This is a genomic window from Actinomyces gerencseriae DSM 6844 (assembly GCF_000429265.1).
In the GTDB taxonomy this organism is placed as follows: domain Bacteria; phylum Actinomycetota; class Actinomycetes; order Actinomycetales; family Actinomycetaceae; genus Actinomyces; species Actinomyces gerencseriae.
Map to the genome: position 1 here is coordinate 483,293 of NZ_KE386871.1, position 24,559 is coordinate 507,851.

At 71.8% G+C, this 24,559-nt stretch carries 18 protein-coding genes; 13 read left to right on the plus strand and 5 right to left on the minus strand.

Features of this window, described 5'->3' with window-relative positions:
• Positions 1-169 precede the first annotated feature (169 nt).
• Positions 170-1,249, plus strand: a complete 1,080-nt coding sequence (gene disA / locus G448_RS0111620) for a DNA integrity scanning diadenylate cyclase DisA (protein WP_026408122.1) — start codon at positions 170-172, stop codon at positions 1,247-1,249.
• Positions 1,250-1,310: 61 nt separating this feature from the next.
• Here the strand turns inward: disA and G448_RS0111625 are convergent, their stop codons facing one another.
• Complete coding sequence (locus G448_RS0111625) at positions 1,311-2,141, minus strand: hypothetical protein (RefSeq protein WP_156911023.1); 831 nt, start codon at positions 2,139-2,141, stop codon at positions 1,311-1,313.
• 519 nt (positions 2,142-2,660) lie between these two features.
• On the minus strand, positions 2,661-6,734 hold the full coding sequence (locus tag G448_RS0111630) for a type VII secretion protein EccC (RefSeq protein ID WP_026408124.1): 4,074 nt from the start codon (positions 6,732-6,734) through the stop codon (positions 2,661-2,663).
• Positions 6,735-6,943: 209 nt separating this feature from the next.
• On the opposite strand from G448_RS0111630, the gene G448_RS0111635 reads away from it, so the two are divergent.
• A complete protein-coding gene (locus G448_RS0111635; protein WP_026408125.1) occupies positions 6,944-8,305 on the plus strand; it encodes a hypothetical protein in 1,362 nt (453 codons plus the stop codon).
• Positions 8,302-10,086 (plus strand): FHA domain-containing protein, encoded by a 1,785-nt coding sequence (locus G448_RS0111640; RefSeq protein WP_026408126.1) that lies wholly within the window; start codon positions 8,302-8,304, stop codon positions 10,084-10,086. Before G448_RS0111635 ends, G448_RS0111640 begins: the two co-directional genes overlap by 4 nt.
• Before the next feature lie 984 nt (positions 10,087-11,070).
• On the opposite strand, the gene G448_RS0111645 is transcribed toward G448_RS0111640, so the two are convergent.
• Together G448_RS0111645 and G448_RS0111650 are read right to left on the minus strand one after the other, a co-directional pair.
• Entirely contained in the window at positions 11,071-11,364 is a 294-nt protein-coding gene (locus G448_RS0111645) for a WXG100 family type VII secretion target (RefSeq protein ID WP_026408127.1), read from the minus strand.
• Between the two features lie 49 nt (positions 11,365-11,413).
• Positions 11,414-11,749, minus strand: a complete 336-nt coding sequence (locus G448_RS0111650) for a WXG100 family type VII secretion target (protein ID WP_084436674.1) — start codon at positions 11,747-11,749, stop codon at positions 11,414-11,416.
• Between the two features lie 586 nt (positions 11,750-12,335).
• Between G448_RS0111650 and G448_RS0111655 the strand changes: the two genes are divergently transcribed.
• The 5 genes from G448_RS0111655 to G448_RS16405 are packed head-to-tail and all read left to right on the plus strand — an operon-like array spanning position 12,336 to position 17,392.
• On the plus strand, positions 12,336-13,670 hold the full coding sequence (locus G448_RS0111655; RefSeq protein WP_034495104.1) for an EsaB/YukD family protein: 1,335 nt from the start codon (positions 12,336-12,338) through the stop codon (positions 13,668-13,670).
• Between the two features lie 18 nt (positions 13,671-13,688).
• Positions 13,689-15,020, plus strand: coding sequence for a type VII secretion protein EccB (gene eccB, locus G448_RS0111660; protein WP_026408130.1), 1,332 nt, complete (start codon positions 13,689-13,691; stop codon positions 15,018-15,020).
• 8 nt (positions 15,021-15,028) lie between these two features.
• Positions 15,029-16,612: a S8 family serine peptidase gene (locus tag G448_RS17130; RefSeq protein WP_026408131.1), complete on the plus strand. Its 1,584-nt coding sequence runs from the start codon at positions 15,029-15,031 to the stop codon at positions 16,610-16,612.
• A complete protein-coding gene (locus tag G448_RS0111670; protein ID WP_026408132.1) occupies positions 16,602-17,087 on the plus strand; it encodes a YbaB/EbfC family nucleoid-associated protein in 486 nt (161 codons plus the stop codon). Before G448_RS17130 ends, G448_RS0111670 begins: the two co-directional genes overlap by 11 nt.
• The gene (locus G448_RS16405) at positions 17,087-17,392 is read left to right on the plus strand and encodes a type VII secretion target (protein WP_034495106.1); all 306 of its coding nucleotides are present in this window, start codon (positions 17,087-17,089) and stop codon (positions 17,390-17,392) included. Before G448_RS0111670 ends, G448_RS16405 begins: the two co-directional genes overlap by 1 nt.
• A 119-nt stretch (positions 17,393-17,511) precedes the next feature.
• Here G448_RS16405 and G448_RS0111680 read toward each other — a convergent pair whose 3' ends face one another.
• On the minus strand, positions 17,512-18,336 hold the full coding sequence (locus tag G448_RS0111680) for a hypothetical protein (protein WP_156911024.1): 825 nt from the start codon (positions 18,334-18,336) through the stop codon (positions 17,512-17,514).
• A gap of 238 nt (positions 18,337-18,574) precedes the next feature.
• Between G448_RS0111680 and G448_RS0111685 the strand changes: the two genes are divergently transcribed.
• The 5 genes from G448_RS0111685 to G448_RS0111705 all read left to right on the plus strand — a co-directional run bounded on the left by G448_RS0111685 (position 18,575) and on the right by G448_RS0111705 (position 24,551).
• On the plus strand, positions 18,575-19,276 hold the full coding sequence (locus tag G448_RS0111685; protein ID WP_026408134.1) for a hypothetical protein: 702 nt from the start codon (positions 18,575-18,577) through the stop codon (positions 19,274-19,276).
• 87 nt (positions 19,277-19,363) lie between these two features.
• Positions 19,364-20,803 (plus strand): hypothetical protein, encoded by a 1,440-nt coding sequence (locus tag G448_RS18240; protein WP_026408135.1) that lies wholly within the window; start codon positions 19,364-19,366, stop codon positions 20,801-20,803.
• Positions 20,804-20,927: 124 nt separating this feature from the next.
• On the plus strand, positions 20,928-23,642 hold the full coding sequence (locus G448_RS19040; protein WP_156911025.1) for a GH-E family nuclease: 2,715 nt from the start codon (positions 20,928-20,930) through the stop codon (positions 23,640-23,642).
• A gap of 77 nt (positions 23,643-23,719) precedes the next feature.
• Positions 23,720-24,220, plus strand: coding sequence for an ankyrin repeat domain-containing protein (locus G448_RS18245; RefSeq protein ID WP_169720849.1), 501 nt, complete (start codon positions 23,720-23,722; stop codon positions 24,218-24,220).
• Positions 24,207-24,551 carry a DUF2185 domain-containing protein gene (locus G448_RS0111705; RefSeq protein ID WP_026408138.1) on the plus strand — a complete coding sequence of 115 codons (345 nt, stop codon included), beginning with the start codon at positions 24,207-24,209 and terminating at the stop codon, positions 24,549-24,551. The genes G448_RS18245 and G448_RS0111705 overlap by 14 nt, the downstream gene beginning before the upstream one ends.
• Positions 24,552-24,559 lie beyond the last annotated feature (8 nt).

Here is a 24,559-nt window from a genome sequence, read left to right on the forward strand (position 1 = left end):
GGAGACCACTGCGCGAGTCCTGCACGGGCGCGGGGGACGTGCGTCGGGCACGCAGCCGTGCGCGATGCGCCTCACAGCGGGACGACGGGGACCCGGATACGATGACGCCACCTGGCCCTCGGGGCGCCGATCGGTGCCCCAGCCCCATCGTCCCCGCCTGGAGATGTGCATGACTGAACCGACCGGCAAGCCCGGCAACCTGGTGCGCGAGACCCTGACGCTCGTCGCACCCGGAACCGTCTTGCGCGACGGCTTGGAGCGCATCCTGCGGGGTCGCACCGGGGCGATCATCGTGCTGGGCTACGACGAGATGGTGGAGTCGATCTCGTCGGGGGGATTCAACCTCGATGTCGAGCTCTCCGCCGCGCGGCTGCGCGAGCTGGCCAAGATGGACGGCGCCGTCGTCGTGGACCGCACCGCGGGACGCATCCGGCGCGCCAACGTCCAGCTCCTCCCCCACGCATCCATCGAGACCGCCGAGGCCGGGATGCGTCATCGCACGGCCGAGCGCGTCGCTCGCCAGACCGGTTACCCGGTCATCTCCGTGAGCCAGTCCATGCGGATCATCTCCCTGTACGTCGACGGCAGGCGTCACGTCATCGAGCCCAGTGAGGCGATCCTCGCCCGGGCCAACCAGGCGCTGGCCACCCTGGAGCGGTACAAAGCGCGTCTCGACGAGACCTCGGCGGGCCTGGACGCCCTTGAGATCGAGGATCTCGTCACCGTCCGCGAAGTCACCTCGGTCCTCCAGCTGCTGGAGATGGTGCGTCGCATCGCCTCGGACATCGACGGCTACGTCGTCGAGCTCGGCACCGACGGGCGTCTGCTCGCCCTCCAGCTCGAAGAGCTCACACGCGGTCTCATGGCGGAGCGGGACTTCCTCCTGTCCGACTACCTGCCGGTGGGGCTGGACACGGCCGCCGTCGACGCCCGACTCAAGTGGGTGGGCTCCCCCGCACTGCTCGACATGGCCATGGTCGCCCGCTCCATGGGCATCGGCGGCGACGACGGCCAGGAGCTCGATGCCTCGATCTCGCCGCGGGGACTGCGGATCCTCGCGAAGATCCCGCGTCTGCCGTTGTCGACGGCACGCACGATCGTGCGCACCTGGGACTCGCTCCAGGCGATCCTCGGCGCGACGGTCGAGGAGCTCCAAGCCGCGGACGGCGTGGACGCGGGGCAGGCGCGCACCCTGCGCGACGGGCTCTCGCGACTGGCCGAGGTCTCCATCGTCGACCGCTACGCGTGAGGGCGGGGCGCGCGGGCCCACCGCGCCCTCTCGATCTCACCCGGCCTCAACCCGCCCCGTCTCACTTGATGACGAAAACCTGCTCACCGGTGACGTCGGTGCCGCCGAGCCGCAGGTGGATCCGGTAGGTGCCCGCGGCGGCCACGCTCGGATCAACCGGTGACGGAGTCGCCGTGGCGCCGGCCTCGGGGCTCGCCGAGGCCTCCGGCGTCGAGCCGGGAGTCGGGCTCTGCTCCGGATTCTGAGTCGGGGAGGGGGACGGGCTCGGGGGCGGAGGGGAGCAACCGGCCTCCGCGGAGGCGCCTCTCCACCTCAAGGAGGCGTCGGCGGACTCCCCGGCATCGACGAGCAGAGGACGCTCAGTGGGGTCGGCCGGACAGGCGGTGGAGTCCCACACGGTCTGGTCGCCCGAGCTGATGACCGCGCCCAGGGAGGCGCCGCCGATATCGAGGAGGCAGGCGTCGTCCCCCTCATTGGTGAGCGTGACGTCGATGCTCATGCCGGCGCCGACGGCGGTCTCCTTGGGGGCGTCCATGGCGATGCGGAGATGAGCGTCATCGCAGGCGACGGGAGCGGGGTAGACGGTGCGGACCTGGCTGGCGGCCTCGGCGTCGTCCTGGCTGCGAATGGTGCCGCGGACCCACCCGGCACCGGCGATCATCGCGTAGGCGAGGGCACCAATGACCGCCAGAGCGATGGCGATGACCAGAAGCCAGCGAAGCCAGTACCGCGGTCGGGGCGGGATGCCGGCGGCCGCGCGTCGCAGCCGGGAACCGGAGGGACGACCCGGTCCCCCGGCGGCGGAGCCCACAGTCGTCCCGCGACCGCGGCCGGCGGCCGCCGGGCGTCGACGCGCGCCGGAGCGCGACGGATGCCCCTCCTGGGTCGTCACGGTGCGCGCACTGCGGGCCGTCCCCCGCGCGGCCTGCCTGGAGCCGGAGGAGGAACGGGGCCGGCCGGTGCCCGCGGCGGGCCGGCCAGAGGCGGTCCGGCGGGCTTCCCCGGCCGGCCGACGGCCCTCGCTCGAACGACCACTGGCCGCGGAGCGGGCCTCCCCGGCCGATCGCCGCGCCTTGCCCGAACGCCCCCCGGCCGCGGAGCGCAAGGGCTTATTCGTACGACTCGTACGGCCGCCACGCGCGGGACGCGGGGTTCCGGGAACGCGAGATCCCGGGGTGGAACGACGCACGTGACCGGAGCCCGCGCCGGACGAGGAACGAGCACCGCCCGTCCGACGCCTCCTCCTGCGCGGCGGAGTGCCGCCTCCCTTTCGACCCTTTGCCATGCGCACGACTGTACCGGCGCCCCCGCCCCGCACTGCGGTGGCGCGCGAGGGCGGACCGCCTCGTCGAGGCGAGCGTTCCCGGTCGGGGCCCGAGGTCGACGGCGCTGAGCGGTGCCGCCGGGACGGCTACTGGGTGGGGGGCGCCCAGGCGAGCTGGAGCGACTGGACCCCGTGGTCGCGGCTGATGAGGCGCGCTCGTCCCGGAGGCCCGGGAATGGGCTTCTGCCGCCCGAGCAGCGGCCCCTCGTCGGGACTTCCGGGCAGCATGATGCCGGGTGTCGACAAGTCGTTCAGCGTCTGGGTGATCGGTTCGAACATGGCGCGACTGGCGCCTCCGATGCGCCGGGTCAGGATCAGGTGGAGACCCAGGTCCTGGGATTGCGCGAGCAGCGGCTGCAGGGACATCAGCGGGTTGACGGCCTGCCCCGAGGACAGCAGGTCGTAGTCGTCGACGAGGATGTAGACGTCCGGCCCTTCCCACCACGACCTGTTACGCAACTGCTCCGGCGTCACGTCGGGACCGGGCATGCGTCCCTGGAGGAAGCCGGCCAGCTCGGTGACCTCCCTGGCGGCGTCCTCGCGAACCGTGACGTAAGTCAGAAGATGCTCGGAGGAGAGCTCGCCCAGCAGGGAGCGCCGCAGGTCGATGGCCAGCAGACGGACCTCGCTCGTCGAGCGCCCGCGGCACAGCTCGTTACCCAGGGCGCGCAGGAACGAGGACTTCCCGGTCTTGGCATCGCCCAGGACGATGAAGTGCGGGTCGTGGCTCATGTCGAGGCGCACGGGCTCCAGGCGCGCCTCGTTGATCCCGATGACCGGGGCGCCGCCCGGCGGCACCTGCTCCTGAAGCGTCGCCAGGTCGATGCGCGTGGGCAGCAGACGCAGCTTGGGCCCCTGCGGACCGGTCCACGCCTCCGCGATCGCACGACAGGCGTCGTTGGCGCCGCGGGCCAGCGTCGCGGGGTCATGATCGTCGTCGGTGCGCGGCAGCGCCAGCAGCATGTGCCGTGCCCCGGGGTCGAGACCGCGCCCGGGCCTGCCGGTCGGAACCTCGCGCGCGATCTTCCGGTTGATCTCGGAGTCCGCCGGGTCGCCCAGCCGCAGCTCGATGCGGGTGGCGAACATGTCCTTGATGGTCATGCGCATGTCGGTCCATCGCCCCGTGGCGACGACGACGTGCACGCCCAGGGCCAGGGCGCGCGGCGCGATCGCCATAATGCGGGTGGAGATGTCCTCGAAGTCCGTCTTGAGGGTCGACCATCCATCGATGATGAGGAAGACGTCGCCGTACCCGTCGTCGAGACGGCCCGCGGCCCGCTCATGGCGGTAGGTCTGGATCGAGTCGATGCGATTGGCCTTGAAGAAGCGCTCGCGATCGTCCAGCAGCGCCGACACCTCGGCCATGATCCGGGCGACGACGTCGGGCTCGTCACGGGTGGCGACGCCGGCCAGGTGCGGCAGGTCGAGCATGGTCGAGAACGTCCCGCCCCCCAGGTCGATGACGTAGACCTGCACCTCCACCGGGGTGCGCGTCAGCGCCAGACCCATGACCAGGGAGCGCAGCGCCGTCGATTTCCCGCTGAGCGGACCGCCGATGACGGCGACATGCCCGCCGGCCCCCGACAGGTCGACGCTGTAGTACTCACGGCGCTGCTCCAGGGGGACGTCGGTGATGCCCAGGGGCACCTCCAGGTCGCCGCGGGCGCGCCAGGACGGCGACACCAGGCCCAGCTCCGGATCCACCACAAGATCGCCCAGCAGCGAGTCGAAGGTCTCACTGACGTTCAGGGGAGGCAGCCAGATCTGATGCGCGGGCGTGCCGTGCCCGGCCATCCGCGCCACGGCGATGTCCATCGTCGTCATCTCGGCGTACTGGATGTCCTGAGCCGGAGGAGGCGCGCTCGGCTCCGACTCCGCCGCCCGGGCATCGACGGCGTCGCCGACGTCGACGACATCGACGTCCTCCTCGACGGGTGGCGGCGCCGTCCGGTCGTGGACCGGGCGCGCCGAGAACGGAACGACCCGGGGGGTGACGACCCGCTCGCGGGGCTCCCCGGTGGGCGCCGGCGCGAGCGCCGCGTTGACGCGCTCCGGCGGCTGGCCGGCGACGTAGCAGGCCCGGAAGCGGGTCATCTCGCGCGTACCGCTCTTGAGGTAGCCGCTGCCCGGGTAGGGCGGCAGGTCGTAGGCGTCCGCGACCCCCAGGACGATGCGCGACTCGGCGGCGGAGAAGGTGCGCAGGCCGATCCGGTAGGACAGATGGGACTCCAGGCCGTGGAGCCGGCCCTCCTCCAGGCGCTGGGAGGACAGCAGCAGGTGGATCTGCATCGAGCGCCCCAGGCGCCCGATGGCGACGAACACCTCGATGAAGTCCGGCTTGGCCGACAGCAGCTCCGAGAACTCGTCGAGGATGACGAACAGGGCGGGCAGCGGCTCCCCGTCGTGCTTGCCCGCGCGTCGCGCCTCCTCGTAGTCGGTGACGTTGGCGTAGTTGCCCGCGTCGCGCAGCATCTCCTGGCGGCGGGTCATCTCCCCGCGCAGAGCCTCCTCCATGCGGTCGACGAGGCCCAGCTCGCTCTCCAGGTTCGAGATCATGGCGGACACGTGGGGAAGCTCCGACATGCCCGCGAATGTGGCGCCGCCCTTGAAGTCGACCAGCACGAAGTTGAGCTGATCGGGCGAGTGGGTCAGCGCCAGCGCCAGGACCAGCGTGCGCAGGACCTCGGACTTGCCGGAACCGGTGGCGCCCACGAGCAGGCCGTGGGGGCCCATGCCGTTCTCAGCGGACTCCTTGATGTCCAGCACCACGGGGGCGCCCTCCGGCGTGACCGCGAAGGGGACCCGGAGCCGCTCCCGCCCCGACCGCCGTCTCCAGTCGGTGTCCGGGTCGAAGTCGCGCACATCACCCAGATCGAGCAGGGAGAGCAGATCCGCCGAGCGCTTCGGGTCGGTCGTGCCCACGGGGGCGTTGACCGAGGCCTCCCCGGAGGTGGTGAAGCGCGATGACAGACGTCTCACGACGGCCTGGGCGGTCGCCACGTCCATCATGTCCGCCACGGCGAGGGCCGGGTCCTCACCCGCGCGCACGACCTCCATCGGCGTGGCGCGGGTCAGGGACGAAACCGGGTGCAGCAGGAGCCGGAGAGTCGAGAGCGAGGTCAACGCGCCCCACTTCTCGGGCAGGTCGATGACGGTCACCCCGTTCACCCCGCCGCTCAGGGCGATCGGGGACCCGATCGGCACGTACCCGCCGTCGACCACGACGATGATGTACGGCATGGGCGTGTCGGTGGCGTCGTAGGAGAAGGAGCCGCGCTCCGCGAGATCCTCCGGCAGCAGCTCGGCCACGTCCTGCCACGACGTCGCGATCATGCGGGCGGGGCCGGCGTCGTCCTGGACCGAGTCCGACCAGGAGTGCGGCGCCCACTTGAGCCACTCCCACTGCCCCAGCGCCTCCTCGGAGGCCACCACCGCCACCCGCAGCCGGCTCGGCGGCGTCATGGACAGCAGGTGCACGAGCAGCGACCGGGTCAGCGCGCGGGCGGAGTCGACCTCGCCGACGACCTCCACACGGGAGAAGTAGTTCAACGAGGTCCCCAGCGGCAGGCCGTCGACGTCGCGGTGAGTGACCACGAAGCGCGACATGGCCGACAGGCACACGGGGTCGGGCTTGGCCAGCGCGTCGAGCTTCTCCGGCACGAGATCCACGCACAGGGGCTGGGTCGAGCGCCCCAGGCGCACGAGCACCTGGTCGTCGCCGGGACTGCGCTCCCACACCCGCCGGCCGTCCTGGACGAAGTAGGGCAGCGCCTCCGGCTCGGGCAGGACGTGCACCGCGTGGCGCCGCTGCTGGCCGGCCACCGTACGCACGGAGTCCCGCAACTCGGAGAGGTAGGCGAGGTACTCGCGCCGCTGGTCCTTGACGCTCTCACGGTGCTGACGCGTCTGGCGGTAGATGTTGACGCCGACCATGGACAGCATGGCGATCACCATGCCGCCGCCCATGAACAGGGTGCGGTTGCCGTTGGAGTTCGAGATGGCCATGAAGACCATGACGCCCATCGAACCGGTCAGGGGCAGCACCGTGGCCAGGATGCTCGACGCGTCCTGAGCGACGACGGCGTCGGGAGGGGCCTTGACATCGATGGATCCCGAGGGGCGCTCGGGGGCGTCTGAGGAACTCACCTGGTTGTCGGTCATGAGTGCGGCCGGAAACCTTCCGATTCGTGAGCGGCGGACCCGCCGGCTGGGGGCGTCCCGATTCCCGTGGATCGCACTCGCGTGCGGTCACAGGACGGCAAGTGCCCCTAGAGTACTCGTGCAGCCCGGTGCGCCTCCACGCCGACCAGCCGTGCCGAAGGACCTCCACCACGAACGACTCCCATGACACACGAGAAGCGAGAATCCGCATGAACGTGGCGAACGTACGCGTCACCCTCGTCGACGAGGGAGGGTGGACCGATGTCGCCGTCGCGGCTGGGACCCCGGTGCGCGCACTCCTGGAGGCGAGAACGGGCGCCATGGTCCCCGACGACGCCCTGGTGACCACCACCACGGGAGCACGCACCCCCCTGGACGCCCTCGTCGGCCGGGATCTCGACAACGGCACCGTGCTGCTCGTGGGCGGCAAGGCGATCGGCAGGCACGCGGCTCGTCATCTCTCGGACCGCTCCGCCTCCCGCCCCAGGCCCGCGCGACCGTGGCTCGACGCCGCCGCCGTCGCGCTGGTGGCCTGCCTGCTTCTCGCGCTGGGCTGGTACTCGGCGCTCGCCGACGAGGGCGCGCGGCTGCCGCTGCTGGCGCGCACGGGCGCCGCCGCGCTCGCCACGGCGCTCCTGGCGGTCCGAGTCGTCCTGATGGACGACCGGCCCGATCCCCTGCAGGAGTCGTCGGCGATCCTGCCGCTGCCGCTGCTGGGCGCGGCGACGGGGGTCCTGCTGGTACCGGCGGGCGTCCTGGAACCGGCCGCGACGGCGACCCTGCTGAGCGCATGGGGAGCGGGCGCCGCCTCGCTGGTCCTGTGGCTGCGACTGCGGTCCGCGTGCGCCGCCACCGGCGCCCTCGCGTGGACGGTCGCGGCCGTCCTCGTCACCGCGGTCCTGATCTTCGGCGTCCCCCGGGCCCCGGTGATCGTCATCACTCTGGCGGCCAGTACCCTGTTCATCACGCTCGTGCCCACCGTGTCCCTCTCCTCTGTGCCCGACCAGCAGCTGCTCGACCTCTCGGAGCAACGCGCGGGCAGTCGCGGCGTGCGGGTGCCGACGATCGAGCCGCCGGCGAAGGTGACCGCCGCCCGGGTCTCGCGCACGCTGGCTCAGGCCGAGTCGATATCGGTGGCCATCGGAGTGGTGGTGGCGGTCGTGGTGGTGACGTGCTCACCGGTGGCGGCGAAGATCGCCCTGGGCACCGGGCCGGCGGCGTGGGGCGCCCGCGTCGAGCTGGCTCTCGTGACGGCGCTCCTCCTGCTCCACCCGCGCACGGCGCGCTCGCACACCGAGCGCGTTCTACCACGCCTGGCGGTGGGCGCCGCGGCCATCGTCTCGGTTCTGGCATCCGGGGTCCGACCCGGCACGACGACCTTCGACCTGCTCGTCGGGATCGTGGCGGCGGCCGGGCTCGTGTCCGTCGTCATCATGCTCACCCGACTGGGCGGCCGCCCGTCCGCGTGGTGGGGCCGCTTCGGAGACATCCTGGGGTCCCTCGCAGGTTTCCTGGCACTCCCCTCGGCGGTGGTCGCCGCCGGGATCATCGACTTCATGAGGCAGCTGTGAGCACTCGACTCCACGACACCATCAGCAGCACCACTACCGCCGGTACGGCCGGAACCGGCGGGGCCCGGCGGCGCCCGACGACGGCCGGGCTGCTGGGCGCCGCCGCCATCGACCTGGTGGTCCTCGTCGCCCCGCCGGTCGCGCTCCACCTGCTCAGGGGGTGGACCGCACTCGCAGTCATCACCGCCGTCCAGATCCTCGCGCTGACCGTCATCGCCCTGGCGTGCACCGGCTGGACCCCGGGGCTGGCCGCGATCGGGGCTCGCACGGTCACCGCCGAGGGCCCGACGACTCCCGGTCTGGGCCGCGCGGCCGCCCGCGTCGCCCTGACGCCGCTGACCCCGATCGGCAGCGGGGAGGCCGGTTTCGTGGACGGGGCGACGCGGTGCCGAACCCTCGTGACGCGCCGCTCCCGTCGTACGGACGAGTCCGTCCGGAAGCCCGGCCCCGGCGGCGCCGGACGGCGGGACCTCGCGGAGACCGCGCACCCGCGCACCCGCGGAGGCGGGACAGCGGGACGCCCCGCCGCCATGCTCTCGGGCGCCCCGTCCGCGCCCTCGACCGGCGCCCCGCCCGATCTCCCGGCCGGCGCTCCGCCCTCACCGCCCGCAGTGGGCACCGGGCCCGCGACGACCGTCTCCGACCCGACCTCCGTCGTCGACTCCGCGCCCGTGCCGCCGCAGGCCCCGCCGGCTCCGGAGCCCGTCGTTCAGTCAACGCCCGCCGCACTCGGGGGGATCCTCGGACCGGCGGCGCCCGTGCCACGGGCCCCGGGCCCGCATACCGGTACAGGGGATCCGCACGAATCGGAGCGCCCTATCCGGCTCTCATCGGACGCGCAGAACGCCGCCGAGTACGCCGCCCCCGGGCGCGCCGTTCCCGAACCGGCGGAGACCGCTGCTCCTCCCGGGCGCACCGCCGCTCCCATCGACTCCCAACCAGCGGAGACCGCAGGCGCCCCCGCCCCCGGAGGCACCGTCACGCCCGTCGCTCCCGGACCAGCAGCGACCGCCGGTCCCATCCCGGGGCGCGAGACCCCGGGCGCGCAGGAGACGCCGTTCGTCCCTCCTCCGCCCGCCGAGCCCGCACCCGCATCGCCCGCACCCGCATCGCCGGGCCCGCCCTCCGCAGGACGGCGGGCGCGCCCCGGCGAGCCGGACGCCGCGACGGCGAGCGCACCGATGCGCAGGAGGCGCAGGGCGACCTCCCATCGCGCGTCGGCCTCACCGGCGGCGTCCTCCTCGCCGATGAGTCCGTCGCCAACGAGCCCGTCCGAGGCTCCGCCCCCGCCCTCCGTCGGGCAGGCTCAGACACGGACCACGACACGTGAGACCGTCCTGAGCCCTGCGGGCCCCAGCGCCTCGAACGCAGCCGCGCCGAACGTGCAGGCCGATCCGCGGACCGTCCCGCGGGAGGATCCGAACGCCGGGCGGCGGGCCGGTACCGGTGGTCCCGACTTCGTCCTCGTCACGGGTTCGGGCATGCGCGTCCCCCTGGAGGGCCAGTGCGTCATCGGTCGAGCACCACGCCCCGCATTCCCCGATGACACTCAGATGGTGACACTGGCCACTTCGTCAAGCGCCTTATCACGCTCCCACCTGCGCATCGGCTTCGACGATCAGCAACTATGGGCCGAGGACATGCGCTCGGCCAACGGTACCGTCATGGTGCATCCCACGGGGCAGCAGATCCGGCTCAAGCCCGAGTGGCGCACCGCCGTCGCCCCGGGATCGGTCCTTCTGCTCGCCGACGAGAGCATCACCGTGGAGAAGAGCGCCTGAAGGGGATCCGGAAGAACGCGGTGCCGCGGTCGCACCCCTCTCGCCCGCGGCACCACCGATTGTCGCCCCCCCCAACCAGCCTGCCAGGCGAAACCCCCTCCCGCCCGCGGCATCACCGCCGGCTTGCCTCGCCGCCCTCGACCGCTGGGACTCGCAGCGCACCCCTCCGCCCGCGGCAGCCCAGTAACGCCCGCCCCCGCTCTCCTCGGGGGCGCCGATGCTCCGGCTCCGACCGGCCGCGGTCCGGCGTCGTCGTCTTGCGACTCCTCACGTTCCGGAGCGCGGTCCGGATGCGCGCGGGCACCTGCTGAAGTCATGTTTCTCAGCCCAGCCTTCAGGCGCGCGGTCCGGATGCACGCGGCCACCGGGCCCCGGCTCCGATGATCCGACGCTTCCCGATTCCCGAGTAGTCGTACGCCGGATACCTCCTCGCCGGAACCTAGCTCGCCATCACCCGGACCTCGCGAAGTGGTACCTGGGCCGCGTGGTCGTACGTGAACCCGCGTGGTCGTACTTGTTTGCGCCAGGTCGTACCTCCTTCCGCGTGGTCGTACCTTAGGGAGGTTCTAAGGTACGACCGCGCGCCCCCGCGTACGACCGCGCGCCCCCGGGTACGACCACGTGCCGCCGCGTACGATCACGCGCCCCCGGGTACGACCGCGCGGATCTCGTATGAGCCTCGCGCAATGGCACGGCGCCGAAGGCCCCGGAGCGGTCCTCGGACGCAGAGGCGTCCATCTCGCACCTCATCCGCCTCATCCGCCCTGGGCGAGGCGAGCAGGGCGATTCCCCTTCCGCGCAGTGTTCGCACAGCGAGGTCCGGTCCGCGCCCGACGAGCGCATGCGTCCCTTCGAGCCAATGCCCACAGCGCTGCTGCGTAACGCGGGCGGGTGCGCCCCGGACCGATCGGTCCGGGGCGCACCCGCCCGCGTTACGCAGCAGCATCCCGGATCCATCCGGGATCACCGGGCTGCCAGCGCGAATCAGGCGCCGAAGCTCGCGGCGCCCTGGTTGTCGGCCGTGCCGTAGTCGCCGGACGAGGTCTCCACGTGGGTCCCCATCTGCGCGAGCAGCTGGTTCATGTCGGTGACCGACTGCGTCCACTCGGCCTTGGCGGCGATGTACTGAGTCTGAGCCTCACCGCTCCACTCGGACTGCGTGGGCTTGAGCTCCCCGTCCATGGCCTCCAGGTCCGAGGAAATGGACTGCGAGGCACGAGCGAGCTCGCTCGAGGCGTTCGACATCGACCCGTAGTCCACCAGCATGTCGTCGGACATGATCATTCTCCTTGTTCGTCGATTCTGAGCTGTTGTCGAGGAGGCCGGATCAGGCCATCATGCCGTGGTAGCCCTGCGAGGCCCCGCCGAGCTTCTGCGCGCCGGCGGCCGCATTCGCCTCGGTGTTCTGGTAGGTGGTGTGAGTCCCGCGCAGGGAGGACTCGAACCTGTCGAGAACGGCGATGATGTTCTTGGCGTCCTGGATCCACTGGTTGGCGGCGGTGGTGAACGCCGTGCCTCCCGAACCCTTCCACCCCGGCGCAAGCGCCTGGATGCTGCCCTCAACGCCGCTGACGATCGACTGCTGCTGCTGACGATGAGTGGCGACAACGTTCGCCGCATTGATGAGTACGCCGCTCCCCGCGGCGAGGTTCTGTGGTGCCATGGTCTCTCTTCCTGAGGGTGCAGGGGGACAACTTGGATGCTCGCGGGAAGCGTCGCCCACCTCCCGACTGTTCCTGAGCGGATACAACCTACCCAATGTCTCCGTCCTGTTGCGAGCCTTTCGGCGGAGCACCTTCCAGGTCGTGCCCCCCATCACCCCTCACTTTTCTCATGCCCCTCACGCTTCTCTGACGTCACTCCGCCACCCTCCAATCCGTGATACCACGGCGGCCCCTCACCTCACCTCGGCGCGCGGAGCGCCGACGTCCTCCGCCGGCCGCCGGGTCGGGCACGGCGCCGAGCGCCAGGCATGTCGTCGAGCCGACCCCGGAGCCGGGTGCCGAGCCGAACCCGGAGCGGGTGCCGGAGCGGGGCATCTCGCCGCGGTAGCGCCTCGGGTCGACGCCCGGCCGCCGAGTCCGACCCGACGTCGGGTGTCGAGCCTCACTGAAAGGACCAGAGCGGGACCCGAGCGGGACAGGCGTGTCAGGATGGACCGTGGAGTCGTCCGGCTCCGCGCAGCGCGCCCGCCCGGCGCGCCGACCCCACCCCCTCCCCTGGACCCAGGAGAGAACCAGGAGAACGTCGTGCCCCTTACGAGTGCCCGCCGCGGAGCGACCGGTCTCACGCCGGTCACCATCAGGCACCGCAACATCCCGACGGACGTGGCCCTGCCGTCCTCACTCCCGCTGGCGGAGATCCTCCCCACCGTGGCAGCGCGCCTCGGCGCCCTGGACGAGGAGTCGGCCGTGTACGGCCTCATGCTCGTGACCGAGGACGGCAAGCCCTTGAACGACTCGCGACCGATCGTCGAGCAGGGCGTCCGGGCGGGTGCCCTGCTCACGCTCGAGGTGCGCAGCACCGAGGCCGAGGCGCGCTACGACGACCTCGTCGAGGCAGTCGCCACGGCGGTCGAGACGAAGCAGGTCGCCTGGAGCCGGCAGGACTCGCTGTCGATGTCGGTGGCCTCCACCTGCCTGCTGTTCCTGGTGGCGGGACTGCTCCTGCTGCGCGAGGGCCCGGGCAGGCTCCTCACCCCGGTGTGCGCGCTGGTGTGCGGCTGTCTGCTCGTCCTGGCCGCCTTCGCGATCTCGCGCCTGCGCGGCAGGGGGACCTGGCCCCTGGTGATGACGGCGGGCGCGCTCGCCGCCGTCGCCGCTCACACGGCCTTCGACGGACCGGCGACGGGGACCCGGATCATGGCGGCGGGAGGCGCGCTCGCCGCCGCCGTCCTGGCCTGCCTCCCCCTCCTGGACGACGACCGGTGGCTGATCTCGGGACCCCTGCTCGTGGCATCCGCCCTGGCCCTGACCGGGGTGGGCGTCGAGTTCCTCGGCCGTCCACTGACCAGCGTTCTGGCCGTCGTCGCCGCGTGCGCGGCCCTCATCTCCCTGCTGGCGCCGTGGCTGGCCCTGGCCTCGGTCCCGATCGACATCTCGCTGCCCGACCGAACCGACAGGCCGGTCCTGGAGCCCGGCACCGAGGTGACGCCCACGCTGACGGCCCGGGTGCTCAACGCGCACGGCCTGGTCCTGTCGGCGCGCGTCGCCTGCGCGGTGATCGTCCTCGCCTGCGTCCCGACGCTGGCCTCCGTCGGCTACGCCGGGGCCGGCCTGGTCGCCGCCATCGCGGCCGCCTCCCTGCTGGGCACGCGGGCGGCGAGGTCGCAGGCGGACGTGATCGCCGGAGTCGCCGGGGGCATGGTGGCGCTGGCGGCCCTGGTCGTCACGGTCATCGTCTCCCGCACCGACCTGGTGATGCCAGCCGTCGGGGTCGTCGGCGTGACCGGCGTGGTGGTCCTGCTGCTCAACGTGCTCGGCCCCAGCTACCGGCCCCGCCTGGCGCGCGCGGCCGACGCCCTGGAAATCGTCGTCCTGCTGGCGATCCTGCCACTGGCAGCCATCGTCTGCGGAGCGCTGTAGGACAGGAGAAGCACGGCCATGGCCTCCAACAAGGACATTCTCGACGCCCAGCGCTTCAACCGGCGCCGGCTGGTGACCGCCTTCGTCGCAGGCGCGCCGGGGGGTCGCGAGCTCGAGCCGCGGCGCGTCGCGCCTCCCCTGATCGGCGGCGTCGTCCTGACCCTGGTCATCGCCCTGGCGTCGTGGATCTCCGGTCTGTTCGTCGGATCCCTCCCGGCGAACTGGCAGGACAACACCCTCATCGTCGTCAAGGGCGAGGGCACCCGCTACATCACCATCAACAGCCGCCTGCGCCCGGTGACGAACCTGGCCAGCGCGCGCCTCCTCGCGGAGCCGGGCAAGTTCCAGGAGTCGTCCCTCAAGAACTCGGTCCTGGACGGGATCGAGCGCGGCTCCCAGGTGGGCCTCGAGGACGCGCCCGAGCAGCTGCCCCGAGCCGGCTCCCTGGTGGCCCATGGATGGACCGCCTGCTCGACCTCCTCGGGCTCGACGGCCACCGGCGTGGGCGACTCGCCGCAGGGCCTGAGCACCATCCAGCACGCCCTGGTGTCGGTCGCCGGGACGACCTACCTGGTGGCGGACGGCGTCAGCCACGAGCTGCCCGCGGAGAACCTCGGCTCGGTCCTGCTCGCGCTCGGCGTCGATTCCGAGCCCGTCACCGAGGTCGACGCCGCGTGGCTCTCTCTATTCACCCCGGGCAGCGCGATGCAGAGCTTCTCCGTGCCCGATGCCGGGGTGCCGGTGACCGGCCTGTCCTCGACGATCAGGAACCCGGTCGCCGGAATGCTGCTGTCGGTGACGGACGGCGCAAGCGGTGGTCAGAGGTACTACGTCGTCCAGTCCGACTCGAGCCTGGGGGCCCTCAACGACGTCTCCCTGGCGCTGTACAAGTTGGGCGGGGGCGCCACGGCGCCCGTCCAGGACGTCAGCGTCTCCGACCTCACCCAGGTCAACACGACGACCGCGGCCCCGGATGACTGGCCCGCGACCCTGGACGATGGCGCCGCGGCGGACTCGAGCGTGTGCGCCGTGCTCGGTGAGTCCTCCTCGTCCGGGATGGCCAGAACCACCCTGGCATCGGCCGACCAGATCGAGTCGGGAGGAGTGAAGGTGACCGGCGGCACCGGCGCGCTCGTCCGGGCCTCCGCCGGAGGCAGTGTCGGCCCCGTGTTCCTCATCACCGACGCCGGTCGGGCCTGGGGTCTCGGCGGCACGCTGTCCGACACGCTGGCGAGGCTCGGCTACGAGGAGGGCAGCGTCGTCGCGGTGCCGGCGGCCTGGCTCGCGCTCTTCCCCACGGGGGTCGAGCTGTCCACGGAGGCGGTCTGGGACGGGGTCAGCGAGCAATGAGACGAAGGATGACACGAACGACGGAGAGCACGATGATCCGAGGACGCCGCAGGAGGACCGCGGCCATGGCGACTCTGGCGGCCTGCGCGCTGGGCGCCGTCCTGGCGGGTCTGAGCCCCATCGATGCGCGGGCCGACGAGACCCCGCCGCCGGTCAACCGGATCGTGCCGACCAGGCAGCCCCAGCAGCCCGCGCCGACCCAGCAGCCCGAGCAGCCCGCGCCGACCCAGCAGCCCACCCCGGAGCCGACGCCCGAGCCCACCCCGGAGCCGACTCCGGAGCCGACCCCCGAGCCGACCGAGACCGGACAGCCGACTCCGGAGCCGACGCCCGAGCCCACCCCCCAGAAGCCGACTCACGACAACGCGATCTCGAACTGCGAGGAGGGACGGCAGACGCTCGTCCCCACGGTCCCCCCGATCGTCTCCCAGATCGGGATGGAACGGGCGTGGTCGCTCACCAAGGGCGGCGGCGTGACCGTCGCCGTCGTCGACTCGGGTATCGCGGAGGCCAATCCGCACTTCGACGGGGCGCTCGCCGCGGGCGTCGACCTGACCAGAGCCGGTGGGGCCACCGAGGACGCCAGCGGGCAGGGCACGGCCGTCGCCGGAGCCATCGGGGCGCGCAGCGTGTCGGGCTCCGGCCTGGTCGGCCTGGCCAGCGAGGCCACGCTCATGCCCGTGCGGGTCTTCACGACCACCTCGAGCGACGCATCGGGATCGAGAACGGCAACGGGGATGGCAACGGGGAGGAGCCCTCAGGGCCCCCAGACTCCTCAGGGCCCCCAGGGCCCCCAGCCCGAGCGGACGGCGGAGGGCATCCGCTGGGCGGTCGATAACGGGGCGCGGGTCATCGTCGTGCCCCAGGCGCTGACGGAGGACGCCCCCGCTCTCCGGGAGGCGACCGAGCACGCGATCGACTCGGGCGCCCTCGTCGTCGCCAGCACGGGCGACCGCTCGCAGAGCTCCCAGGGCTCCAAGGACGAGGATGAGAGCCCGGTGCGCTATCCGGCCGCCTACGACGGCGTCCTCGGAGTGACGGCGCTCACCTCCCAGGGATCGGCGTCCGAGGCCGCCCTGCGCAACGAGGGCATCGATCTCGCAGTCCCGGCGCAGTCCGAGACATCCGCCTTCCTGGGCGACGGCGACTGCGTCATCGCCCAGGAGTCGCCCTCCTCCGCCCTGGCGACCGGGTACGCGGGGGGCGTCGCGGCCCTGGTCGCAGCGGCCCATCCGGACGAGACCCCGGCGGACTGGGCCTACCGGCTGACGGTGACGGCGCTGCGCACGACGCCGGCGGAGTGGAGCTCGTCAGTGGGGTGGGGCACGATCGCGCCCTACTCCGCGCTCACGTTCATCAATGACGGCACCGCCCTGGGACCCGCGAACCCGCGCGGCTCCCGCACGCTCGAGACCGCCGCCCCGGTGATGGCGACGCCGCCGCAGCCGGACCTCGGTCCGCAACGGCGCCAGCGCCTGGCGGGTACAGTCGGCCTCGGCGGCGCAACGGCCCTGACTCTGGCGCTGATCGCGTCGCAGGCGCCTCGTCGCGCGGATGCCCGCACGAAGAAGGGAGAACCCCATGCCCGATAGGTTCGAGCTCGCCGCGCAGCGGGCGCAGGAGCAGGTGGACAGCTGGCTACGGCAGTCGCAGGAGCAGGCGGAGACGGCGCAGCGCGTGTCCAAGCAGGTCGACGCCATCCGCGAGACGGAGACGGCGAGCGACCGCACGGTCACCGTGACTGTCGACGCCGGGGGCAGGCTCGTGGACCTCAAGCTCACGAGGGAGGCGATGGACCTGTTCCCCTCCGACCTGGCGACGACTATTCTTGACTGCGTCGACAAGGCGCGCTCGCGGGCCGGCGCGAAGGCGTCGAAGATCGCCTCGGACGCCTGGGGCGCGGAGTCGGATCTGGCCCAGCGGATGCGAAAGGCCTACGGTCCCCGGACGGAGGGCGCGTCGGACGCCCCGGATCCCGGCAGTGGCCGGGACTCGCGCAGCCGGGGCTCACGGGGTCCCGGCGTGGGACCGGATGGCATGATCGGTTTCAATCGAGGAGGTCGGTAATGGCGGATCTTGAGGTCTCCCCCGAGGTGTGGCGCACGCACGCCTCGCACGTGGACCAGGTCAAGGACGGTCTCGGCACGGCGGCGTCGGCGTCGCAGGCGGCGATGGCGGGGCTGCCCTTCGGCCTCCTGTGCACTCCCCTGTTCCTGCCGCCCTACGAGATCGCCAAGACCGCGTTCGACCAGGGCCTGTCCTCGACGTCCAAGCAGATCGGAACGGGCGCCTCGACGCTGCGCCAGGTGGCCTCGAGCTTCGAGACGACCGACGCCGACGTGGCGAGTCGGGGGCAGCAGTACTACCTCTGACTCCGGGGAAGCGGCGGCGGCGCCTCCTGCTCGGCCCCGTCCCCGTCGGCGCCCCGGCGGAGGATCGGGGAGGGGTGGGAGGCGCCGCCGGTCAGCGCCGGTGAGTCGCAGCGCCGCGGTCAGCGCAGGTCGAAGCGCCGCTCCTGGCTCTCGCGCACCGCCTGGTGAACGCCCAGCGCCCCGGACAGCGGCACGTACTGGTGAGTCTCGCGGGTGTAGCCGCGGGAGACGGCCCACTGCCAGATGCGGTTGCACTCGGCCACGCCCTTGGCCTCGATCGCAGGGATCCAGGGTCCCGTCCACGACAGGCCCATCAGCTCCAGGTCGCCGCCGTCGGGCAGGACGACGCAGGCGAAGGCGCGGTTGGCGCCGCTGCTGCTTCCCGGGGCGATCCGCACGTACAGTCCAGTGCGCGAGGCGGGCCAGGGGTAGCTTCGTTCCCTGCCGATGGCGCGCACATGGATGCCCGTGGGATCCAGCACAGTGCGTATCGAGAGCATGAAGGCGGCGCCCGGCAGGGCGAGGGCCGCGACGATCGCCAGGATGACGGCGTTGCCGATGGTCCCCTTGTCGCTCACAAGGTTCACCACGACGCCGTAGAGGCTCACGAGTCCGAAGCCTCCGCCGACCAGCGGCAGGAACGCCGAGGAGAGGGTCGAGAAGGCGCGCAGCGTGATGCGCTCCCGGTTCGGGGGGATCGGCGCCCCGGGCGTATAGGCCGCGGGGCCGGGATCGGGAGAGTCTTGCCCATCAGTCGTCGGCCCGGCCGCGGCTCCCGGGACACCCCCGGGGCCGGATCGCGTCGCGGCCGACGGCACGATCCCGGATCCGTCCCGGCGCCCAGCCCCCTGCTCGACGTCGTGCGGCCGGATCCCGTCGGCCGCCCGGGGATCGTGGGCCGGGTCCTGTTGAGGCTGTTGAGGCTGTTGAGACTGCTGCATCATTGGACCCCCTGATGATTCACGAGACAGGCTAGAGGATCGGCTCCACGACTCGGAAGGAGCTCGACGGCCCGTCCTCCAGCGCCCCGGGGCCTCGGGATGGGGCCGCCGCCAGTACCGCGATGGTGCTCCTGGGGCCTTCTCCCCATCCTCATGTCGTGTTGCACGTTCTCCTCACCACCGCATGTCCTTTAGGGTGGGCGCAGTTCCCCTGCGAGCCCCTTGGGAGGAAGGAGACACGATGGCAGATCAGACGTCCGTCGACTACGACCAGGCATCCGTCAACTCCTCGGAGATGGCCACGGCCTCGGACCACGCGGATCCCGCGGCCACCACCATTGACAACGTCACCGTTAACCAGACGACCACCACCTGGAGCGACCACGCCGAGGCGACCACCTGCAAGGACGCCTACACCCGAGCGCTGGAGAACCTCAAGGCCTGCATCGAGGCCACCAAGGCGGACATCGACAAGCTCAAGACCAACTACGACAGGGCGGTCGCCGCCTTCCAGCAGGGCGATCTCGACACAGCGGCGGAGGCCGAGGGACTCATCCGGAACTGGAAGATGAACCGCACCCCCATCAACGCCCCCGCCCCTCCGCCCGCACCGGCCGACGGCTCCGTCCCGCCCTCCCTATCGCCCACGCCGAACCAGTACTCCGGCGGGTTCTGCCCCGTTCCGTCCTCCCCGCCCGCGGCCACGGCCCCGCCGTCCGGCGGCGATCCCCGCACGCCCGCGCCGACTGCCTCCCCCTCGGGCGAGGAGCCCGGCACGCCCACGCCCACGACCCCGCCGTCCGGCACGCCCACGCCGACCGCCTCGCCGTCCGGCACCGCCCCCGGGGCGCCCACACCTACCGCCTCCCCCTCGGGCGAGGAGCCCGGCACACCCACGCCCACGGCGAGCCCCTCGGCCCCCCAGTCGACGTCCTCGCGCTGAATCACCGCACCGCGGCCGCCGACACCACCTCCGCGTCCCGCCCCCTCCTGCCCACAGCAAGCCCTAGACACACCCAAGGACAGCACCATGGGCCTCAATGTCGACGAACTGAAGAAGATCAACGCCCTGTCGCTCGACGATCACACCGACGACACGAATCTGGACACGATCCGCTCCGAGCTGGTCTCCTGCGACGACTCCATCCGACTCATCGCCGGGTCCCCGGCCCTGACGGGCGAGACCCAGAACGCCGTCACCCAGGCCCTCGCCCAGCTGCAGGCGGAGGTGCGCAAGTGGCACCTGCTCGTCGGATCGGTCCACTCGCATCGCACCGTGGCCCGCGATGCCATGCGCACCGCCAAGCCGAAGTTCGACGACCTGCCGGCCACGACGGGCGACCAGGTGCACCAGGGCGTTCCGCTCCGCACGGAGTGCCAGACCGACATCGATCCCGATCCCCTGGTGGAGGCGCAGCGCGAGACCGCCGCGAGCGAGGCCATCAGGCCGATGGACGCGTCGCTGACGACGACGACCACCAACCTGAACCTGCTGGACTTCGCGCGTCCCCCCTTCGACCCCAACCGCACGATCGACCCGACCCCGCTGCACTCCCTCCCGCTGAACGGCGACGCCGGCGGGGGCGGCGAAGGCGCTGACCACTCAACGGGCTCCGGTGGCGGCACGGGCACGGCCGGCGCGGGATACGCCGGCGGCGCCCCCGCAGCCGGTGGATCCACTGCAGCGGGCGGCCCTGCGATGGCGGGCGGGAACGGAACGACGGCATCGCACGACGGAGCCCTGGGCGGCTCGGGCTCGACCGCGGGTCTCATCACCCCCGGCGCGCAGGCCGCCGGCAGCGTGTCGGGCATCGCCGACGCCGCGGGCCACTACGGCTCCGCCATGGACGGCCAGAGCACGAGCGGGCTCGACGGCCTGGTTCGCAACGGCTTCGTCAACAGTCATACGTCGGGAGCCTCGGCCGTTCCCATGGTCGCCGGGACCACCGGCAGCGCGTTCCTGGCCAACAGGTCGCGCGGCGCCAAGGGGTCGGGCCCCGGTCTCAAGGGCGCCGGCGGTCTCCTGGCGGGCTTGGCCGGTTTGGCCGGTCTCGCCGGTATCACTCGTGCCACGGGCGCCGCGATGGGGTCCGCTTCCGCCTACACGACGGCGCAGACCGCCTCCGGCGCAGCGGGCCTCGCCAACGCCGGGCAGGCCTCGTCCGCCCTCGGCGTCAACGGCACCACCGGCGCACCGGCGGCGGGCGCCACCGGCCCGGCGGGTCAGGGAACGGCCGCTGGACGAGGGGCCGGGGGCATGGGCGGACGCCCGATGGGCGGTGCTCCGGGGAGTGGCGCCGCCGGAGGTTCGCGACGCCGCCGGAAGCGCGCCCGGGGCACGTACGACGTGCCGGTCTTCGACGAGCCCGAGAGGCCCGTGCCCGGCGACCCGGGCCCCAGCGCCGAGGCGGGCTCGCGCGCCGACATCGGCTGGGCCGGGAGGTGGACCGAGGAGTCCGACACGTGGTGAGCCCCGATGGTGCTGGACGGTCCCGTCCGACCACCCAGCACCATCCGTTGCTCGCCCACCCGCATGCTTTCAGGAGGTTGGTTGTGTTCCATGTCGGTTCTGTGATTCGTGGTGGTGTTTGGTCGTGAGCGAGAACTCGTTGGTGGCGTCGCGGCAGGATTCGACGTCGTTCTGGGCGGGTACGGGTCTGGGTGAGGACATCTCGGATCTGTCGGAGGCCATCGGCCAGGGCTCGTGGGCCCAGGGCACCATGGCCGGGATCGGGGCCGCCGCCGATGTCGCCTCCCTGGCCTTCAACCCCGTGGCCTCGGCCATCGGCTGGGTGGCCGGCTGGATCATGGATCACATCCCGCCCCTGCCCGACATGCTCGACAAGCTCACCGGGGACGCCGACGCCGTGCGCGCCGGCTCCCAGACCTGGACCAACATCTCCACCCACCTGAAGACCAAGGCCGCCGACCTGCGCGCCGACATCAGCGCCGACATGGCCGACCAAGTCGGCGCCGCCGCCGACGCCTGGCGCTCCCAGGGACAGGTCCTCACCGGCGCCCTGGAGTCCCTGTCGTCCCTGGCCGAGGGCATCTCCTCGGGCCTGGGCGTGGCCGCCACCCTGGTCCAGGTCGTCCACGACATGGTCCGCGACCTGATCGCCGAGGCCATCGGCATGTTCTTCCAGTCCGTCCTGGAGGAGGTCTTCACCCTGGGCCTGGCCACCCCCGCGGTCGCCGCCCAGATCAGCACCTGGGTCGCCGACAAGGTCACCAAGGTCACCCGCCGCGTGAACGACCTCATCTCCTCCTTCCAGGCCCTGTCCAAGCTCCTGAACAAGATCCAGCCCATCGTCACCCGCCTCAAGAGCGTCCTGGACAAGATCGGCAGCGTCACCGACAAGGCCGCCGACGCCGGCCACGCCACCGGACGCCGCATCAACCAGGCCCTGGGACGAACCCCCAACACCACCCACGCCACCACCACCGCCACCCACACCACCGCACACACCGCCCACGCCACCAGCGGAACCGGCGGGCACGGCGGCAGCCACGCCACCGACGGCGGACACACCACCAGCAGCGGCAGCGGAACCGGCGGGCACGGCGGCGGCAGCAGCGGCCACAGCGCCACCAGCAGCGGCCACACCGGTGCCAGTGGCACCGGCGGGCACGGCTCGACCGGCGGGCACTCCAGCGCCGGCGGTGGAGAAACCGGCTCCCACGGCCCCACCGGCGGCGCCGACGGCGGCCGCACCGGGGCCGGGCACACCGGCGCCGGCACGGGATCCGCCCACAGCACCAGCGACGGCGGGGCCGGGCACGCCAGCGGATCCCCCGGCACTGGCGGGCACGGCGGGACGAGCCCGTCCACCGCCAGCGCGCGCCCATCGACAGGCCCGTCCACCGGCAGCTCCGGTAGCAGCGGAACCGGCGGCACCAACGCAGGCGGTCATGGTCCCACCGGCTCCCACAGCCCCGCCAGCGGATCCGACCACAGCGGCACGGGCCCCGCCCACACCCCCACCAGCGGCGGCGAGCACACCGGGGCCGGCTCGACCGACGGGTCCGGCCACACCAGCAGCGGCCACGGTGGCGGGACGGGCCCGTCCACCACCGGCGGAACCGGCTCCCCCTACCGCGGCCTGGACCCCATCAAGGGCCCCATCAACGAGGCCCCCACCCCCGCGACAACACCATCGGCACACCCCACCGGCACCACCGGCACACCCACCTACCACGGCCTCGACCCCGTCACCGGCCACACCCACACACCCGAAGCCCCGCACACACCACACGACGCCGGCGGAACCCACCCCGCCGGAGGCGACACCCCCAGCAGCACCGCCCACGCCAGCAGCGCGCCCGAGACCAGCGGGACCCACTCCGGCACGCACTCCGAGGACGCCCCCGCCACCGGCGGAACCCGCCACACCGGCACACCCGAAGCCCCGCACACCTCGCACGCTACCGGGGACACCACACCCACCAGCGGGACCCACGCCACGCCCGAGACCCCGCAGCACGCCCACGCCGCTGTGTCCGAGGCCGGCAGCAGCCACACCAACGGCACACCCGCCGCCGGCGCCCACGCCCCCAGCAGTCCCCACACTGCCGGGGGCGGCACACCCACCAGCGGCGGGATGCACCACACCGGCGCCCCCGACGCGACAGGCAAGCCAGCCGGCGCCCACGACGCCACCAGCCCCAAGGGAGACGATCCGCACCCCCAACGTCCCGAAGGCAAGGATCCTGACACCTCCCGCCCTGAGGACGGCGAATCGATATCTTCGCGTTCCAACGACGATAACGTTTCTCAGTCAGAGAGCGATGAGACGACATCCGCCACTCGCTCAGAGGAAGAATCGCCTAAGAACGAAAACGATGACGCCAACGCGCACACTGACAGGAAAGGGGACGACGACACATTTACGCCGCAAAAGGAGGCGGGTAAGCATGATCCGAACGTCAACCACGGAACCTATGTGGACGACGATGGCACACCCCATATCAGCCCGGACGACGATCGCCCCTACCTGGACCCAGATAATCGACCTAGTTTCCGACAGGGGGTTCCCGAAGACACTTGGAACCTCACAGCCTCCCAACACGGCGGCCACGTGTACGATCCTCTAACCGGAGAAGAGATTCAGTGGACAGCTGGCGATCCCCGCCGAGGCGTTTGGGATATGGGCCACAAACCCGAACATCAGTACCGTGATATCTGGAGAAGCTATGTTGACGGGCAGTTGACACCTCAGGAGTTTCGCGACTGGTATAATAACCCATCACACTACCGTCCTGAGTTTCCATCATCCAACCGCAGTCATAGAGCCGAGGGTATAGGTTAACCACCGCCTCCCTTTGCTTCCATTGATGACTTGAGTTTGAGGAAAGGTCCATCATGGATATTTCGATGAGCGCGCGCATGAAGAAGTCGCCGGAGCCGTTCTTCGCCGCGTACAAGCCCGGGGACGAGCAGCGCCGCTTCTACGGCAGGTCGCTGCTCATGTGCGCCATCGCCAACACCGACATGAACACGCGGTACACGATCGCGGACTTTCTCATCGAGCGCGATGCCCTCATCGGACCACCCGGATCCGAGGGGCACACGCCCCTGCACGTGCTGTTCAGCCACACCCACCGCAACGTCGCCCGCGACCTGACCATCGCACGCTGGCTGATCGACAACGGCGTGAACATCAACGCCACGGACAGGCGCGGTACCGTGGCCATGTGCGAGCTCATCACCGGAGGCATGTCCGACCAGGAGCTCGCACCTCTGTACGACCTCATGCTCGCCCAGCCCGACCTGGACCTCACCATCGCCAACGCCGTGGGCCGCACGCCGATCGACATCGCCGACCGACTGCCGCACCGCACCGCCATCGCCGACCGCATGAAGGAGTATGTCCGTGAGCACGCCTGAGTTCACCGAGTTCATCAAGGACTCCGGGGGCTGCCTGGTCTCCCGCAACATCATCGACGGCCGGGGCCACATCAAGTGGGCCCGCCGGGAGAAGTCCGTCAACCCCGTCGACAACGGATGGCGGATCCTGTCCGACGCCGACACCGACGACTTCCTCAACACGCCCGGCAACCTCGTCGTGGCCAGCTTCAACTCCATCGCCAACATCGAGCCCGCCCTGATCGGCATCTACACCCTGCCCGTGGGCACCGACCTCCAGCTCGTCGTCCACAACGGACGCCGCCGCTGGTACGACAACACCACCGGCCAGGACATCACCGACCAACTGTAGAACACCAC